The organism is Streptomyces sp. NBC_01433 (assembly GCF_026340105.1).
GTDB lineage: Bacteria > Actinomycetota > Actinomycetes > Streptomycetales > Streptomycetaceae > Streptomyces.
Genome location: NZ_JAPEPM010000001.1, coordinates 1,490,252 through 1,506,215 on the forward strand (window position 1 = coordinate 1,490,252; position 15,964 = coordinate 1,506,215).

The following is a 15,964-nucleotide window of genomic DNA, read 5'->3' on the forward strand; positions in this document are numbered from 1 at the left end:
TCGCTGATATCGATCACGGCTCACGACCCGGCGTTGACGTTGGCAAAAACGACGGCGGCGATCGCCAGGACAAGGGAACCGGCGAGCAGTGCGCTGAGGTAGGTCTGCACGTTGCCGGTCTGGGCGCGGCGGACCGCGGTGCCGAGCCAGCGTGCGCCGGTGCCGGAGCCGCGTACGTAGGTGTCGACGACCTCGCGGTCCAGGAAACGGACGACGCGGGCGGCGCCCAGTACGGGGCGGACGAACAGAGCCGCGTACAGGGCGTCGAGGTGGAAGCCCGCGGCCGCGTGGCGGTGGAGCGGGCCGAGCAGCAGGCGGCCGGGGTCGGCGGGGTCGGGGGCGTCCCCGTCGTGGCCGTAGGCGGCGGTGTGCGCGGTCATCGCCTCGACTTCGACGAGGGCCGGTTCGGCGTCGGGGTGGGCGACGACGCTGCCCATCGGGGTGCGGGCGGCGAGGGCCGTGGTGTGCCGCCAGGCGCCGTAGGTGACCAGTCCGCCGACGAGGCCGACGCCGGTGGAGAGCACGGCGGTGGCGAGGGAGGGGGTGAGTGCGTGGCCGTCGAACCAGTCGCCGATCGTGCCGACGGCGAGTCCGAAGGCGATGGTGGGAATGGCCAGGATCCACAGGACCGAGGTCATGGCGACGGGCTGCCTGCCGTGCTCCGGGGCCTCGGCACCGCGGCCCCGGAAGGCGAGGAGCCACAGGCGGGCGGCGTACGCGGCGGTGAGGACGGCGGCGATGAGTCCGGCGACGAGGATCGTCCAGCCCGCGGCGGCCGGGGCGACGTCGCGGTCGCCGAAGGCCGTGTGTTCGGCGGCGACGAGTACGGCTTCCTTGGAGAAGAAGCCGGCGAACGGCGGGATCGCCGCGAGGGCGAGCAGCGCGACGGTCATCGTCCAGTAGGCGTCCGGGATGCGCTTGGGGAGGCCGCTCATGCGGGACATGACGGCCAGTGAGTTCGTCCCGGCGGCGTGGATGACGACACCCGCGGCAAGGAAGAGGACCGCTTTGAACGCACCGTGCGACAGGAGGTGGAAGACGGCGGCACCGCGGTCCCCGACGGCGAGGGCACCGGACATGTAGCCGAGCTGGCCGATGGTCGAGTAGGCGAGGACGCGCTTGATGTCGTCCTGGGCGAGGGCGGCGAGGCCCGAGCCGATCATCGTGACGGCGGCCATCACGGCGAGGACGACGAGGGCGGCGCCGGAGGCGGCGAAGACGGGGAGGAGCCGGGCCACGAAGTAGATACCGGCGGCGACCATCGTCGCGGCGTGGATGAGCGCGGAGACGGGCGTGGGACCGGCCATCGCGTCGGGCAGCCAGGTGTGCAGGGGGAACTGCGCGGACTTGCCCGCGACGCCCGCGAGAAGCAGCAGGGCGATGAGGGTGGGGTGGTCGAGACCGCCGTTGGCCACGGCGCCGAGGATCTTGGTGATCCGGAAGGTTCCGGTGTCCGCCGCGAGGGCGAACAGGCCGATGAGGAAGGGGACGTCGCCGAGCTTGGTGACCAGGAACGCCTTGAGGGAGGCGGCGCGCGCTTCGGGTGTCTCCCAGTAGTGGCCGACGAGGAAGTACGAGCAGATGCCCATGATCTCCCAGCCGACCAGGAGCACCATCAGGTCGCCGGAGTAGACGACGAGGAGCATCGCGGCGGTGAAGAGGGAGACGAGGGCCGCGTACGAGGGGTAGCGGGGGTCGTCGCGCAGGTAGGCCGTCGAGTAGATCTGCACACAGGTCGCGACGAGGCCGACAAGGACGGCGACGAGGACGGCGAAGCCGTCGAGGTGCAGGGCGAGGTCGATGGGGACCGAGCCGGTGGGGGTCAGCTGGGTCGCGGCGTCGATGGCCCGGCCGCCGCCCTGGCGTGCGGCGACGATGACGGCGATGACGGCCGCGGTGAGGGTGGGGAGGATCGCGAGGGGGCGTACGTAACCGGGGGCGGTGCGGCCGAGGAGGAGACCGGCGACCGCGCCCAGGAAGGGTAGGAGGGGGACGAGGGCGGCGAGCGTCGTGGTGGTCACGCGGTGGCCCCTGCCTTCTTTGCCTTTCCTGCCGGAGCAGTGGCCTGGTCTGCGTCTTCGGTACCCGCGTCGGCACGTGTGCCGGTGCCGTCGTCGGGGAGTGATTCGGCGGCGTCGGTCTCGGCGGTGTCGCGGAGGCGGTCGATGTCGGAGCTGCCGCGGTTGCGGTATACGGCGAGGACGATCGCCAGGCCGATGCCGATCTCGGCCGCGGCGATGGCGATGGTGAAGAGGGTGAGGGCCTGGCCGGAGTGCAGGGCGTCGCGGAGCCAGACATCGAACGCGACGAGGTTGAGGTTGACGGCGTTGAGCATCAGCTCGACGGACATCAGGACGAGGATCGCGTTGCGGCGGGCGAGTACTCCGTACAGCCCGGTGCAGAAGAGGAGGACGGCGAGCACGGCGGGATAGGCGAGGTGCATCAGCTCTTGTCCTCTCGGCTCTTGGTCGACGGCCGGTTCTTCGCGGGCGGCTGGTCCAGCGGGGACTGCCGGGCCTTCGCGGACTGCCGGGACCGCGCGGGCTTTCCGGCCTGCGCGGGCTTTCCGGCCTGCGTGGGTGGCTGGTTCTTGCGCGACAGGACGATCGCGCCGACCAGGGCCGCGAGCAGCAGGACCGACAGCGCTTCGAACGGCAGCACCCAGTGCCGGAAGAGGAACTCGCCCGTTGCCGCGGTGGAGCCCTGGGCCGGTCCGTCCAGGTCGATCCAGGTGGTGCGGAAGGCGTCCACGACGACCCAGACGAGGGCGGCCGCGGCGGTCGCGGCCACGCCGAGCGCGATCCACCGGTTGCCGGAATCGGCGTCGGGGGAACGGCCGATGGGCGCTCTGGTGAGCATCAGTCCGAAGAGGAGGAGGACGACGACGGAACCCACGTAGATCAGGACCTGGACCCAGGCGATGAACTCCGCGGTGAGCAGGAGGTATTCGACGGCGAGTCCGCCGAGCGCCACGACCAGCCAGAGGGCGGCGTGCACCAGTTGCTTGGTCGTGACGGTGATGAGCGCCGCGCCGAAGGTGGCGAGGCCGACCAGGAGGAAGGCGATCTCGACACCGGTCGGGGAGAGGAAACCGGGGTGGCCCGCGGCGGCGGTGAGAGCGGCGGTCGTGGCGGCGGCAGCCGTGGCGGCGAGGGTCACTGGTCCCCCTCCTGCGTCGGTGCCTGCTGGGCGTCGCGCGCTTCCCGCGCTTCCTGGGCTTCCTGCGCCTCCCGTGCTTCCTGTGCGCGTTGGGCGCTTTGGGCCTCCAGCTTCTCCGCGGTCTTGCGGGCCGCCGCGATCTCCTTCGGCTCCTCGGCCCCCGGATCGAGCGCGGGCGGCGCCGGCACGGTCCACATCCACTCGCGGAGCTTGTCCCGCTCGTGGGTGAGTTCGTGGATGTCCGTCTCGGCGTACTCGAACTCCGGTGACCAGAACAGCGCGTCGAAAGGACAGACCTCGATGCAGATACCGCAGTACATGCAGAGCGAGAAGTCGATCGCGAAGCGGTCCAGAACGTTACGGCTGCGTTCGCGCCCGCCCGGGGCCGCGGCGGGCACCGTCTCCTTGTGGGAGTCGATGTAGATGCACCAGTCGGGGCACTCACGGGCGCAGAGCATGCAGACCGTGCAGTTCTCCTCGAACAGGCCGATGACGCCGCGGCTGCGGGGCGGCAGGTCGGGCTGTACGTCCGGGTACTGCGCGGTGACGGTTTTCTTCGTCATCGTGCGCAGAGTCACGGCGAGGCCCTTGGCCAGGCCGGAGCCAGGGATCGGAGGCACTAGTTGATCGCCACCTTCACGATGCCGGTGAGCGCGATCTGCGCGAGAGCGAGCGGGATGAGCGTGGTCCAGGCGAGCTTCTGCAGCTGGTCCTCACGCAGCCGGGGATAGCTGACGCGCAGCCAGATGACGACGAACGCGAGGATGCCGGTCTTGAGGAGGGTCCAGACCCAGCCGAGTCCGTCGGCCCCGAGCGGTCCGTGCCAGCCACCGAGGAACAGGACGGTGGTCAGGGCGCACAGGACGACGATGCCCGCGTACTCGGCCAGGAGGAACAGGGCGAAGCGCAGGCCGGTGTACTCGGTGTACGCGCCGAAGATGATCTCGGAGTCGGCGACGGGCATGTCGAACGGGGGGCGCTGGAGTTCGGCGAGTCCGGCCACGAAGAAGACCAGGGCTCCGACGATCTGCCAGGGCAGCCACCACCACTCGAAGGCGTTGAGGATGCCGGGGAGCGAGACGGTGCCCGCCGCCATGGCCACGGAGGCGGCGGCGAGCAGCATCGGCAGTTCGTACGCGAGCAGCTGGGCGGCGGTACGGAGTCCGCCGAGCAGCGAGTACTTGTTGGCCGACGCCCATCCGGCCATCAGCGAGCCGAGCACGCCGATGCCCATCACGGCGAGTACGAAGAAGATGCCCGCGTCGACGACCTGGCCGACCGCGCCCTCACCGGGGCCGATCGGGATGGCGACGAGGACGAGGAGGTACGGGAGGAGCGCGACGGCGGGCGCGAGCTGGAAGACGCGGCGGTCGGCCGCCGCCGGGACCACGTCCTCCTTCTGCGCGAACTTCACACCGTCCGCGACGAGCTGGGCCCAGCCGTGAAAGCCGCCCGCGTACATGGGGCCGAGGCGGCCCTGCATGTGGGCCATCACCTTGTGCTCGGTCTGACCCACGACGAGTGGGACGACCATGAACACGGCGAAGACGATGACGAGCCGGAGGGCGACGTCGAGTACGTCGTTCACGCGGTATCGCCTCCGGCGGGACGGTCGGGTCGGGTGTCGGAGTCGGTGTCGGTGTCGGTGACCGGCTCGGCGTCGGTGGTCGGCTCGCTGTCCGAGGCCGCGTCGGGGTCGGGAGCGGCGGGGTCGAACGCGGGGCGGGCATCGTGCCAGGGGGCGTCCGTGCCGCGGGGCGGTCGCGGTGCGCGCTGGGGCTCGGGGGCGGTCGCGGGCGCGGGCGCCGGTGCGCTCGTCGTGCTGTCCGAATCCGGCTCCGGTGCCGGTGCGGGCGGAACCGGCTCCGGCGTGGGCACCGGAGGCGTCGCCTCGCGCTGCTGGCTCGCCGAGCCCTCGGACACGCTGCGCGAACGCCTCGGCCGTGCGGTGGCCGGAGCCGGGGCCGTGGGCTCCGCGGGCGGACCCGTCGGGTCGGCCGTACCGGTCGCGTCCGGCGTCGTGCGCTGACCGGCCGAGCCCTCGCTCACGCTGCGGGCGCGGCGCACCGGGCGGTCGCCGCCCGCGGCGCGGGCGCCTCGGGCCGGGCGGGCCGGGGCATCCGGGAGCGTGCCCTTCAGCGGACCCCATTCGTTCGGGTCGGGGACGCCGGGCGGCAGCATGGTGCGGCGCTTGGGGCCGCCGTGCTCCGACTCGCCCGGCTCCTTGGCGCCGGGCCACGCCTTGGCGACCCGGGCGGCCAGGACGAAGTCCTTGCGCAGCGGGTGGCCCTCGAAGCCTTCGGGCAGCAGGAGCGGGACGAGGTGCGGGTGGCCCTCGAAGGCGATGCCGAACATCTCGTGGGTCTCGCGCTCGTGCCAGGCGGCACCCGCGTAGACGTCGATGGCGCTGGGCAGCGTGGCGGCCTCGTGCGGGACGGTCGTACGGACCAGGAGGCGCCGCACCGTACCGGCTCGCAGGGCGGCGACGTGGGCGCAGACACGGAAGCCGATGCCCGGTTCGTCGACGGCGCTGAGCCAGTCGAAGTAGCCGCAGCCCAGCCGGTCGCGGGCCGTTTCGAGGGCGCCGATCCAGTCGGTGGCGGGGACGTCGACGGTCAGCAGGTCGTAGGCGCGCTCGGCCGTGGCGTCCGTGCCGAAGATCTCGGTGACGGCGTCCGGCAACCGGTCGTACGCGTCCTCGGCGGCGGTCGGGACCGGGGCGGGGGCGGAGTCCGGGGCGGGGCCGGACGTCGGGGCCGCGCCGGAGTCCGGGGCGGAGTCGGGAGTGGCGTCGGAGGTGGTCACTTCTGGTCCTCCCCCGGCGCGGTGGGGCCTGCGACCAGTCCGCTGCGCAGGGCGGCGGTGGACGGGCGGCCGGGGCCGTCGCCCTCGGGCGCGTACCGCTCGGCGAGCGACTCGCGGGCGATCTTCTCCTGGAGCTTCAGGATGCCCTGGAGCAGCGCTTCGGGCCGGGGCGGGCAGCCGGGTACGTACACATCGACCGGGATGATCTGGTCGACGCCCTTGGTGACGGAGTACGAGTCCCAGTAGGGGCCGCCGCAGTTGGAGCAGGCGCCGAAGGAGATGACGTACTTCGGCTCGGGCATCTGTTCGTAGAGGCGCTTCACGGCCGGGGCCATCTTGTCCGTCACCGTGCCGGAAACGATCATGAGGTCGGCCTGCCGGGGGCCCGGCGCGAACGGGATCACTCCGAGCCGGATGAAGTCGTGGCGGGCCATGGAGGCGGCGATGAACTCGATCGCGCAGCAGGCGAGTCCGAAGTTGAAGACCCAGAGGCTGTAGCGGCGGCCCCAGTTGAGGACCACCTTCATCGGTTCGGGAGCGAGCCGGGAGAGCACACCGAGCCGCTTCGGCTCCGGCAGCACGACCGGTTCCGGCAGCGCGACCGGCTGCGGTGCGACCGGCTGGTGCGCGGGGTCGGGCTGCGGCTCGGGCTGCGGTTCGGGAGTCGGCCGGCTCGTCACGCCCATTCGAGGACGCCCTTCTTCCATGCGTAGAGCAGTCCCACGGCCAGGAAGCCGAGGAAAATGAACATTTCCACCAGCGTCGTCGCGCCGTATCCGGGTGCCGCGAATACCGTCGCCCAGGGAAAGAGAAAGATCGAGTCGACGGCGAAGATCACGTACAGGAAGGCGTAGACGTAATAGCGCACCTGCGTGTGCGCCCACCCCTCCCCGACGGGGTCCACGCCGCACTCGTAGGTGAGGAGTTTCTCCGGCGTCGGGACCACGGGCCTGAGCAGTCGGCCGGCCCCGAAGGCGACGGCGACGAACAGCACGCCGATCAGGGCGAGCAGTCCGACCACTGAATAGCTCTGGAAGTACTCCGACGCGAGAACGGTCGATTCGATCCCCACGTCCGCCCCTCGCTCCCTCGAACACGCCTGTCCGGCCCCATCTGTACGCACGGGAGTCTAGGCCCTGTTAAAGAAGTGGTAAGCAGCCGCGTCGGGCGACAGGTGGGGTTATCCCTACTTCGCCCCACCCACGTACCCCATGGCGTGCGCGGGTCCGGCCCGGCAGGGTGGTGGCATGACCATGAGCCCCCCTGTGCCGGACACCGACCGGCCGCCGCCCGCACGTTTCGCCTTCGACCGGTGGACCTGGAAGGAGATCGTTTATCTCCTGGCCAACCTGCCCATGGCGATTGTCGGCTTTGTTTACACCATGTTCATGCTCGGTGTCGGCATGGGGCTCTCCATCACGGTGATCGGTCTGCCGCTGCTCGTCCTCGGCCTGCACGGCGCGCGGCTGCTCGGCCGGGCGGAGCGGGGTCTGGCGCGGACGCTGCTCGGGCTGCACATCGACGAGCCGAGCCCGCTCGCGCGCGGCCGCCGGGAGGAGGGGTTCCTGCCCTGGCTGTGGTCGGGGCTGAAGGATCCGGTGGCCTGGCGGACGTTGCTGTTCTCGTTCATCCGACTGCCGTGGGGCCTCGTGACGTTCGCGGTGACGCTGGTGGGCCTGTTCGTGCTCTGGCCGGTGCTCCCGTTCATCGTGCGGGCCCTGGCCAACGCGGACCGGGCGATGGTGCGGGGGCTGCTCTCGCCCTCGGACGAGCTGGAGCGCAGGATCGCCGAGCTGGAGTCGGACCGGGGCGTGGTCGTGGACACCGCGGCGGCCGACCTCCGCCGTATCGAGCGCGACCTCCACGACGGAGCGCAGGCCCGCCTCGTCGCCCTCGCCATGGGACTCGGCCTGGCGAAGGAGAAGCTGACCGACGACCCCGAGGCCGCCGCCCGCATGGTCGACGAGGCCCACGGCGAGGTCAAGGTCGCCCTCCAGGAACTGCGCGACCTCGCCCGCGGCATCCACCCCGCGATCCTCACCGACCGCGGCCTCGACGCCGCGCTCTCCGCCATCGCCTCCCGCTGCACCGTGCCCGTGAAGGTGTCGGTGGACCTGGAGTCCCGGCCCGCCCAGGCCATCGAGGGCAGCGCGTACTTCACGGTCTCGGAACTCCTTCAGAACGTCAGCAAGCACAGCGGGGCCCATTCGGCGTCCGTCGATGTGTGGCGCTCCAGTGACCGGCTGCTGATCCAGGTGCGGGACGACGGGTCCGGCGGTGCGCGGATGGACGGCGGTACGGGCATGGCGGGTCTCGCGGAGCGGCTGGGGGCGGTGGACGGCCTGTTCGTCCTGGACTCTCCGGTGGGCGGGCCGACGACCGTCACCGCGGAGCTGCCCTGGCGCGACCGTACGGAGCCGACGAAGGCGCCCTGACGCTCTCCGGCCGCACGGGGGGTGCCTCTACGCGCGCTTAACGGGCACCGGGGGTGGGGAAAACCCCCGGCCGGATACTGAGACCGTCCTCATGGCGCCAAGCCCCGGCGGGCGCGCACTCTTGTCACAGCTGGTGAAGTACAGCCCTCGGAGAACGAGCCGCCGCGGCAGACACGGAACGGCGGACACGGAACGGACGGAACTCATGGCCACGGCATACGGACCGGACACGCGGGACCACCAGGGGTCCGGCTCCGGTGTGGGGGACCACCCCCCGGTCAAGCACTTCCTCCCGGCCGCGCTGCGTGCGCCGCTGGAGGCGCGGGCCTGGCGCGAGCTCTTCTACCTGGTGCTGAGCCTGCCGATCAGCTCGGTGCTGTTCGCCTTCGCGCTCACGATGACCACGCTGGGCGTCGGCATGCTGATCACCTTCCTCGGCATTCCGATCCTCGCGGTGGGACTGACGATGTGCCGGGGCTTCGGCGTGATGGAGCGGAGCCGGGCGCGCGGGCTGCTGAAGCTGGACGTGGCGGACCCCGCACCGGTACGCGGGAAGACCGGCGGCATGATGTCGTGGGTCGGCGCGGTCCTGAAGAGCGGGGTGTCCTGGCGGCATCTGCTCTACTCGCTGCTGCACTTCCCGTGGGCGGTCTTCGCCTTCTGCGTGGCCATCACGTTCTGGTCGTTCGGGTGGACGGCGCTCACGTATCCGCTGTGGCACTGGGTCTTCCCGACGTACACGGGGGTCGACGGCGTCCAGCTGTACGGCGACGGCACCCACCAGGTCTACCTGGACTCCCCCTCCGACCTGGCCGTGACCAGCGCGATCGGCCTGGCCGTGGTCCTGGTCTCGCCCTGGATCATCCGGGGTCTGGTGACCGTGGACGGGCTGATGGTCTCCGGTCTGCTGGGCCCGTCCCGGCTGGCCAGCCGGGTCTCCGAGCTGGAGTCGGACCGGGGCGTGGTCGTGGACACCGCGGCAGCGGACCTCCGCCGTATCGAGCGCGATCTCCACGACGGAGCGCAGGCCCGCCTCGTCGCCCTCGCCATGGATCTGGGCCTGGCGAAGGAGAAGCTGACCGACGACCCCGAGGCCGCCGCCCGCATGGTCGACGAGGCCCACGGCGAGGTTAAGGTCGCCCTCCAGGAGCTGCGCGACCTGGCGCGGGGCATCCACCCCGCCGTCCTCACCGACCGCGGCCTCGACGCCGCGCTCTCCGCCATCGCCTCCCGCTGCACCGTCCCGGTGAAGGTCGAGGTGGATCTGGATTCCCGGCCCGCCCAGGCCATCGAGGGCATCGCGTACTTCACGGTCTCGGAACTCCTGCAGAACGTCAGCAAGCACGCCCGCGCGACCCGGGCCACGGTGGACGTGTGGCACACCGCGGACCGGCTGATGCTCCAGGTCACCGACAACGGACGGGGCGGCGCCGATGTCGCGGCGGGCAGCGGTCTGGCCGGTCTGACGGAGCGGCTCGACGCGGTGGACGGCATCCTGGTGGTCGACTCCCCGGTGGGCGGCCCCACCACGGTCACGGCCGAGCTGCCCTGGCGCGGCTGAGCTGCCCCGATGCGGCTGAGCTGCCCCGGTGCGGCTGAGCCCCGCCCGCGCCGGCTGTCCGCTTCCCGCGCGCGACCGCTGGGTCCCGCGCGACCACCGGCCCCGCGCGACCGCTGGGTCCCGCGCGACCACCGGCCCCGCGCGGCCACCGGGTCCCGCGCGCCTCTGCCCCTGCTTCCGCGCCTCTGGTCCGCGGCCTCCGCCCACGGCTCTCTCGCGGCCCCGCCCCGCCCCCGGACACCCGCTCCGGGGGCGGGGCAGTCCGGCGACACCACACCTTGCGGTGAGTTTCCCGTCACGCTGAGTGCCCAGCCCTGGATCGGGGAAACCTCTCCAAGTCGCACCCCCGTTCCGGGCGCCGCCCCATCCACGCGCCGGCCCTGGGATGCTGGGGACGACAGAGGCCGGACACACATCGAGAACAGCAGGGGAAACAGCGTCGTGGAGGACAGGGTGCGGGTGGTCATCGCCGAGGATTCGGTACTGCTCCGGGAAGGACTCACCCGGCTGCTCACCGATCTCGGGCATGACGTCGTCGCGGGGGTGGGGGACGCCGAGGCGCTGATCAAGACCGTGGCGGATCTCGACGCGCAGCAGGCGCTGCCCGATGTGGTGGTGGCCGACGTACGGATGCCGCCGACCCACACCGACGAGGGCGTACGGGCGGCGGTGCGGCTGCGCAAGGACTACCCCGGGATCGGGGTGCTGGTGCTGTCGCAGTACGTCGAGGAGCAGTACGCCACCGAGCTGCTGGCCGGAAGCAGCCGGGGCGTCGGTTATCTGCTGAAGGACCGGGTCGCGGAGGTCCGCGAGTTCGTGGACGCCGTGGTGCGGGTGGCGCAGGGCGGGACGGCGCTGGACCCGGAAGTGGTGGCTCAGCTGCTGGGCCGGAGCCGTAAGCAGGACGTGCTGGCCGGACTCACACCGCGCGAGCGGGAGGTCCTCGGTCTGATGGCCGAGGGGCGGACGAACTCGGCGGTGGCCAGGCAGCTGGTCGTGAGCGACGGCGCCGTGGAGAAGCACGTCAGCAACATCTTCCTGAAACTGGGGCTCTCCCCCAGCGACGGGGATCACCGACGCGTCCTGGCCGTCCTGACCTACCTGAAATCCTAAGCATCTGACACTGTGTCAGATTGCTGGCGAGAACCGAGGACCTAGCACCAAAGAATGAGCACGCAGCGTTGTAGGCGAACGACTGGGGGGCTTGAAAAATATGTCAAACCGGGCCAAAAGGGTGTCTCAAAATGATGTCCGCCATGTGATCGGTCCCTGGAGGGCGGCCCTTGCGGAAGTAGGGTGGGCCGTGGGACCACCGGCGGGTCGGCCGGTCCCGAACCGCCGCCCCGAGGGAGGTCCAGTTCAGTGACCAGCCAGGTCAGTAGCCCGGCCGAAAGGGCCGATGAGGCCAGCGAACCCGTCGTCGGGGAGCAGCGAGCCCCCCTGCCAGGAACCACGGGCGCCGGCGAGAAAGAGGTCCGCCGCCTGGACCGGGTCATCATCCGTTTCGCGGGTGACTCCGGTGACGGCATGCAGCTCACGGGTGACCGGTTCACCTCCGAGACGGCTTCCTTCGGGAACGACCTCTCGACGCTGCCGAACTTCCCGGCCGAGATCCGGGCCCCCGCGGGCACCCTGCCCGGCGTCTCCTCCTTCCAGCTGCATTTCGCCGATCACGACATCCTCACGCCGGGCGACGCGCCCAACGTGCTGGTGGCGATGAACCCGGCCGCCCTGAAGGCGAACATCGCGGATGTGCCGCGCGGCGCCGAAGTCATCGTCAACACCGATGAGTTCACCAAGCGGCCGATGGCGAAGGTGGGGTACGCGACCAGTCCCCTGGAGGACGGGTCGCTGGAGGCGTACAACGTCCATCCGGTGCCGCTGACCACGCTCACGCTGGAGGCGCTGAAGGAGTTCGGGCTCCCCCGCAAGGAGGCCGAGCGCTCGAAGAACATGTTCGCGCTCGGGCTGCTGTCGTGGATGTATCACCGGCCGACCGAGGGCACGGAGAAGTTCCTGCGGCAGAAGTTCGCGAAGAAGCCGCAGATCGCCGAGGCGAACGTGGCCGCGTTCCGGGCCGGGTGGAATTTCGGCGAGACCACCGAGGACTTCGCGGTCAGCTACGAGGTGGCGCCCGCGACGCAGGCGTTCCCCACCGGGACGTACCGCAACATCTCCGGGAACCTCGCGCTGTCCTACGGGCTGATCGCCGCGAGCCGGCAGGCGGATCTGCCGCTCTACCTGGGCTCGTACCCCATCACCCCGGCCTCCGACATCCTGCACGAGCTGAGCCGGCACAAGAGCTTCGGCGTGCGGACCTTCCAGGCGGAGGACGAGATCGCGGGCATCGGTGCCGCGCTCGGCGCCGCCTTCGGCGGTTCGCTGGCGGTGACGACCACGTCCGGTCCGGGCGTGGCGCTGAAGTCGGAGACCATCGGGCTCGCGGTCTCCCTCGAACTGCCGCTGCTGATCATCGACATCCAGCGCGGCGGACCGTCCACGGGGCTGCCCACCAAGACCGAGCAGGCCGACCTGCTCCAGGCGATGTTCGGGCGCAACGGCGAGGCCCCGGTGCCGATCGTGGCCCCGCAGACCCCGGCCGACTGCTTCGACGCCGCGCTCGAAGCGGCCCGGATCGCGCTGACGTACCGCACTCCGGTGTTCCTGCTCTCCGACGGCTATCTGGCCAACGGCTCCGAGCCGTGGCGGATCCCCGATGTCGGCCGGCTCCCCGACCTGCGGGTGCGGTTCGCCACCGGCCCCAACCATGAACTGGCCGACGGCACCGAGGTGTTCTGGCCGTACAAGCGCGACCCGCAGACCCTGGCCCGCCCCTGGGCGGTACCGGGCACCCCGGGCCTCGAACACCGTATCGGCGGCATCGAGAAGCAGGATGGCACGGGCAACATCTCCTACGACCCGGCCAACCACGACTTCATGGTCCGCACCCGCCAGGCCAAGATCGACGGCGTCACCGTCCCGGACCTGGAGGTCGACGACCCCTCGGGCGCGCGCACCCTGGTGCTGGGCTGGGGTTCGACGTACGGGCCGATCACCGCCGCCGTACGCAGGCTGCGCGCCGCCGGACAGCCCATCGCCCAGGCGCACTTGAGACACCTCAACCCCTTCCCGAGGAATCTCGGCGAGGTCCTGGGGCGTTACGACAAGGTGGTCGTTCCGGAGATGAACCTGGGGCAGCTCGCCATGCTGCTCCGGGCGAAGTATCTGGTCGACGCCCACAGCTACAACCAGGTCAACGGAATGCCGTTCAAGGCCGAGCAGCTCGCCACCGCTCTTCAGGAGGCCATCGATGCCTGACACCAACGAGTTGCTGCACCTGGTGCCCAAGGCCGAGGCGAAACAGTCCATGAAGGACTTCAAGTCGGACCAGGAAGTGCGCTGGTGCCCCGGCTGCGGCGACTACGCGGTCCTCGCCGCGGTGCAGGGCTTCATGCCCGAGCTCGGCCTGGCGAAGGAGAACATCACCTTCGTCTCCGGCATCGGGTGCTCCTCCCGCTTCCCGTACTACATGAACACCTACGGGATGCACTCCATCCACGGCCGCGCCCCGTCCATCGCCACCGGGCTCGCCACCTCGCGCCGCGATCTGTCGGTGTGGGTCGTCACGGGTGACGGCGACGCGCTGTCCATCGGCGGCAACCACCTGATCCACGCGCTGCGCCGCAATGTGAACCTGAAGATCCTGCTGTTCAACAACCGGATCTACGGGCTGACGAAGGGGCAGTACAGCCCGACCTCCGAGGTCGGCAAGATCACCAAGTCGACGCCGATGGGTTCGCTCGACGCGCCCTTCAACCCGGTGTCGCTGGCGATCGGCGCGGAGGCGTCCTTCGTGGCCCGTACGGTCGACTCCGACCGCAAGCACCTCACCAGTGTGCTGCGCGCGGCGGCCGACCACCCGGGCACGGCGCTGGTGGAGATCTACCAGAACTGCAACATCTTCAACGACGGCGCCTTCGAGGTCCTCAAGGACAAGGAGAAGGCCCAGGAAGCGGTGATCCGGCTGGAGCACGGGCAGCCGATCCTCTTCGGAGCCGAGGGCACGAAGGGTGTCGTACGGGATCCGGCGACCGGGGATCTCCGGGTCGTCGCGGTCACCGAGGAGAACCGGTCGCAGATCCTGGTCCACGACGCGCACGCCGCCTCACCGACCACGGCCTTCGCACTCTCCCGGCTCGCCGACCCGGACACGCTGCACCACACGCCCATCGGGGTGCTGCGCAGTGTCGAACGGCCGGTCTACGACAGCCAGATGTCCGAGCAGCTGGACGCCGCGATCGAGCGGGACGGCAAGGGCGACCTCGGCGCGCTGCTCGCGGGCAACGACACCTGGACGGTCGTCGGCTGACAGCCCGGCGGCAAGCGCCACCACAGCATCACCGCACGCACCACGAGCACTATGCAAGCGCCATCACACGCACCACGAGCGTCACGCACGCATCACGAGCACCCACGACGAGGCCCGGACCCGGCACTTCAGGTCCGGGCCTCGTCGTACGCCCTTCAGGTCCGGGCGGCCCCGTCGTACGCCTCGCGCGCCGCGTGCACGGCGTCCACCCGGCGCTCGGTCCAGCGCGCCAGCCCCCACACCTGCTCGGCCGCCTCCCGGCCGAGCGGGGTGAGCGAATAGTCCACCCTCGGCGGGATCACCGGCTTCGCGTCGCGGTGCACGAAGCCGTCCCGCTCCAGCGTCCGGAGGGTCTGGGCGAGCATCTTCTCGCTGACCCCACCGACCGAACGCCGCAGCTCGCTGAAGCGGTACGAGCGCTCCAGCAGCGCGGCCAGCACCAGGACCCCCCAACGGCTGGTGACGTGCTCCAGCACCAGGCGGGAGGGGCACATCGCCTGATTGACGTCCGGGTCACGGCCCGTTTCACTAACTCCCATATCAGTACCTTACTTCAAAGTGGGTACTTTCTCTTGGTTAGTGTGCGTCGTAGGGTGGGTTCCAGACGGCCCGGAAACGGACCGAACCCCCCAAAGAGGAGAAACCCACCATGAGCATCGTCGTCACCGGAGCCACCGGAGCACTCGGCCGCCTCGTCGTCGAGCAGCTGCTCACCACGGTCCCCGCCGACCGGATCGCCGCGGTCGTCCGCGACAAGGAAAAGGCCGCCGGTCTCGCCGCCCGTGGCGTCGAGCTGCGTATCGCCGACTACGACCGCCCCGAGACCCTCACCGGGGCGTTCCGCGCCGGTGACCGGGTGCTGCTGATCTCCGGCAGCGAGGTGGGCAAGCGGGTGCCGCAGCACACCGCCGTCATCGACGCGGCGAGGGCCGCGGGCGTCGCGCAGCTCGCGTACACCGGGGTGCTCGGCGGCCCCGGCGCCGACTTCGAGCTGGCCGCCGAGCACAAGGTCACCGAGCAGCTGATCCTCGACTCGGGGCTGCCGTACACCTTCCTGCGCAACGGCTGGTACACCGAGAACTACACGGCCAACCTCGCCCCCGTCCTGGAGCACGGCGCGGTCGTCTCCAACGCGGGCGACGGGCGCGTCGCGTCCGCCACCCGGGCCGACTACGCCGCCGCGGCGGCGGTCGCGGTGACCGGTGACGGCCACCTGAACACCGCGTACGAGCTGAGCGGCGACACCGCCTGGTCGTTCGCCGAGTACGCCGCGCTGCTGTCCCGGGCGACCGGCAGGGAGATCGCGTACAACAACGTCCCCGCCGCCGTCCACCAGGAGATCCTTGTCGGCGCGGGCCTGCCCGAGGGCTTCGCGGCGATCCTCGTCGACGTCGACGAGGCGATCGGGCGCGGGCTGCTCGCCGGGACGAGCGGCGACCTGGCCCGGCTGATCGGCCGTCCGACGACGCCGCTCGCCGAATCGGTGACCGCGGCCCTCGCCACGGCCTGACCGGAGAAGAGCCCCTTCCCGGTCGGGACGCCCCCCGCCCGGCCCGACCGGGAAGCCCCCCACACACAGCGGCCCGACCGGGAAGCCCCCTCCTCAACGGCCCGACCGGGAAGAGGCTCGTGTCA

At 71.0% G+C, this 15,964-nt stretch carries 15 protein-coding genes; 6 read left to right on the forward strand and 9 right to left on the reverse strand.

Annotated features, from left to right (window positions below):
- Positions 1-20: 20 nt before the first annotated feature.
- The 8 genes from OG413_RS06570 to OG413_RS06605 form a co-directional block, all read right to left on the reverse strand.
- Positions 21-2,021: an NADH-quinone oxidoreductase subunit L gene (locus OG413_RS06570; RefSeq protein ID WP_266803439.1), complete on the reverse strand. Its 2,001-nt coding sequence runs from the start codon at positions 2,019-2,021 to the stop codon at positions 21-23.
- Positions 2,018-2,443 (reverse strand): NADH-quinone oxidoreductase subunit NuoK, encoded by a 426-nt coding sequence (nuoK, locus tag OG413_RS06575; protein ID WP_266803440.1) that lies wholly within the window; start codon positions 2,441-2,443, stop codon positions 2,018-2,020. The genes OG413_RS06570 and nuoK overlap by 4 nt, the downstream gene beginning before the upstream one ends.
- Positions 2,443-3,159: an NADH-quinone oxidoreductase subunit J gene (locus tag OG413_RS06580; protein ID WP_266803441.1), complete on the reverse strand. Its 717-nt coding sequence runs from the start codon at positions 3,157-3,159 to the stop codon at positions 2,443-2,445. The genes nuoK and OG413_RS06580 overlap by 1 nt, the downstream gene beginning before the upstream one ends.
- Positions 3,156-3,779 (reverse strand): NADH-quinone oxidoreductase subunit I, encoded by a 624-nt coding sequence (locus OG413_RS06585; protein ID WP_266803442.1) that lies wholly within the window; start codon positions 3,777-3,779, stop codon positions 3,156-3,158. The genes OG413_RS06580 and OG413_RS06585 overlap by 4 nt, the downstream gene beginning before the upstream one ends.
- Positions 3,779-4,747: a complex I subunit 1 family protein gene (locus tag OG413_RS06590; protein WP_266803443.1), complete on the reverse strand. Its 969-nt coding sequence runs from the start codon at positions 4,745-4,747 to the stop codon at positions 3,779-3,781. The genes OG413_RS06585 and OG413_RS06590 overlap by 1 nt, the downstream gene beginning before the upstream one ends.
- The gene (locus OG413_RS06595; protein ID WP_323137908.1) at positions 4,744-5,841 is read right to left on the reverse strand and encodes an NADH-quinone oxidoreductase subunit C; all 1,098 of its coding nucleotides are present in this window, start codon (positions 5,839-5,841) and stop codon (positions 4,744-4,746) included. Before OG413_RS06595 ends, OG413_RS06590 begins: the two co-directional genes overlap by 4 nt.
- A 119-nt stretch (positions 5,842-5,960) precedes the next feature.
- Positions 5,961-6,650 (reverse strand): NADH-quinone oxidoreductase subunit B family protein, encoded by a 690-nt coding sequence (locus OG413_RS46875; protein ID WP_323137815.1) that lies wholly within the window; start codon positions 6,648-6,650, stop codon positions 5,961-5,963.
- Positions 6,641-7,036 carry an NADH-quinone oxidoreductase subunit A gene (locus OG413_RS06605; RefSeq protein WP_266803444.1) on the reverse strand — a complete coding sequence of 132 codons (396 nt, stop codon included), beginning with the start codon at positions 7,034-7,036 and terminating at the stop codon, positions 6,641-6,643. The genes OG413_RS46875 and OG413_RS06605 overlap by 10 nt, the downstream gene beginning before the upstream one ends.
- Positions 7,037-7,211: 175 nt before the next feature.
- Here OG413_RS06605 and OG413_RS06610 point away from each other — a divergent pair, with 175 nt between their 5' ends.
- From OG413_RS06610 to OG413_RS06630, 5 genes are all read left to right on the forward strand, one after another.
- The gene (locus OG413_RS06610; protein ID WP_266803445.1) at positions 7,212-8,399 is read left to right on the forward strand and encodes a sensor domain-containing protein; all 1,188 of its coding nucleotides are present in this window, start codon (positions 7,212-7,214) and stop codon (positions 8,397-8,399) included.
- A 205-nt stretch (positions 8,400-8,604) separates the two neighbouring features.
- Positions 8,605-9,960, forward strand: coding sequence for a sensor histidine kinase (locus OG413_RS06615; RefSeq protein ID WP_266803446.1), 1,356 nt, complete (start codon positions 8,605-8,607; stop codon positions 9,958-9,960).
- Positions 9,961-10,413: 453 nt separating this feature from the next.
- Positions 10,414-11,073, forward strand: coding sequence for a response regulator transcription factor (locus tag OG413_RS06620; protein ID WP_266809941.1), 660 nt, complete (start codon positions 10,414-10,416; stop codon positions 11,071-11,073).
- Between the two features lie 249 nt (positions 11,074-11,322).
- On the forward strand, positions 11,323-13,278 hold the full coding sequence (locus OG413_RS06625; protein WP_266803447.1) for a 2-oxoacid:acceptor oxidoreductase subunit alpha: 1,956 nt from the start codon (positions 11,323-11,325) through the stop codon (positions 13,276-13,278).
- On the forward strand, positions 13,271-14,329 hold the full coding sequence (locus OG413_RS06630; RefSeq protein ID WP_266803448.1) for a 2-oxoacid:ferredoxin oxidoreductase subunit beta: 1,059 nt from the start codon (positions 13,271-13,273) through the stop codon (positions 14,327-14,329). The genes OG413_RS06625 and OG413_RS06630 overlap by 8 nt, the downstream gene beginning before the upstream one ends.
- Before the next feature lie 155 nt (positions 14,330-14,484).
- Here OG413_RS06630 and OG413_RS06635 read toward each other — a convergent pair whose 3' ends face one another.
- Positions 14,485-14,868 carry a helix-turn-helix domain-containing protein gene (locus tag OG413_RS06635; protein ID WP_266803449.1) on the reverse strand — a complete coding sequence of 128 codons (384 nt, stop codon included), beginning with the start codon at positions 14,866-14,868 and terminating at the stop codon, positions 14,485-14,487.
- 110 nt (positions 14,869-14,978) lie between these two features.
- On the opposite strand from OG413_RS06635, the gene OG413_RS06640 reads away from it, so the two are divergent.
- Positions 14,979-15,839, forward strand: coding sequence for an SDR family oxidoreductase (locus tag OG413_RS06640; protein ID WP_266803450.1), 861 nt, complete (start codon positions 14,979-14,981; stop codon positions 15,837-15,839).
- Positions 15,840-15,964 lie beyond the last annotated feature (125 nt).

Coding starts and splice junctions, on each gene's coding strand:
- OG413_RS06610 (WP_266803445.1), top strand. CDS start 7,212: ATGACCATGAGCCCCCCTGTGCCGGACACCGACCGGCCGCCGCCCGCA.
- nuoK (WP_266803440.1), bottom strand. CDS start 2,443: ATGCACCTCGCCTATCCCGCCGTGCTCGCCGTCCTCCTCTTCTGCACC.
- OG413_RS06640 (WP_266803450.1), top strand. CDS start 14,979: ATGAGCATCGTCGTCACCGGAGCCACCGGAGCACTCGGCCGCCTCGTC.
- OG413_RS06635 (WP_266803449.1), bottom strand. CDS start 14,868: ATGGGAGTTAGTGAAACGGGCCGTGACCCGGACGTCAATCAGGCGATG.
- OG413_RS06615 (WP_266803446.1), top strand. CDS start 8,605: ATGGCCACGGCATACGGACCGGACACGCGGGACCACCAGGGGTCCGGC.
- OG413_RS06630 (WP_266803448.1), top strand. CDS start 13,271: ATGCCTGACACCAACGAGTTGCTGCACCTGGTGCCCAAGGCCGAGGCG.
- OG413_RS46875 (WP_323137815.1), bottom strand. CDS start 6,650: ATGGGCGTGACGAGCCGGCCGACTCCCGAACCGCAGCCCGAGCCGCAG.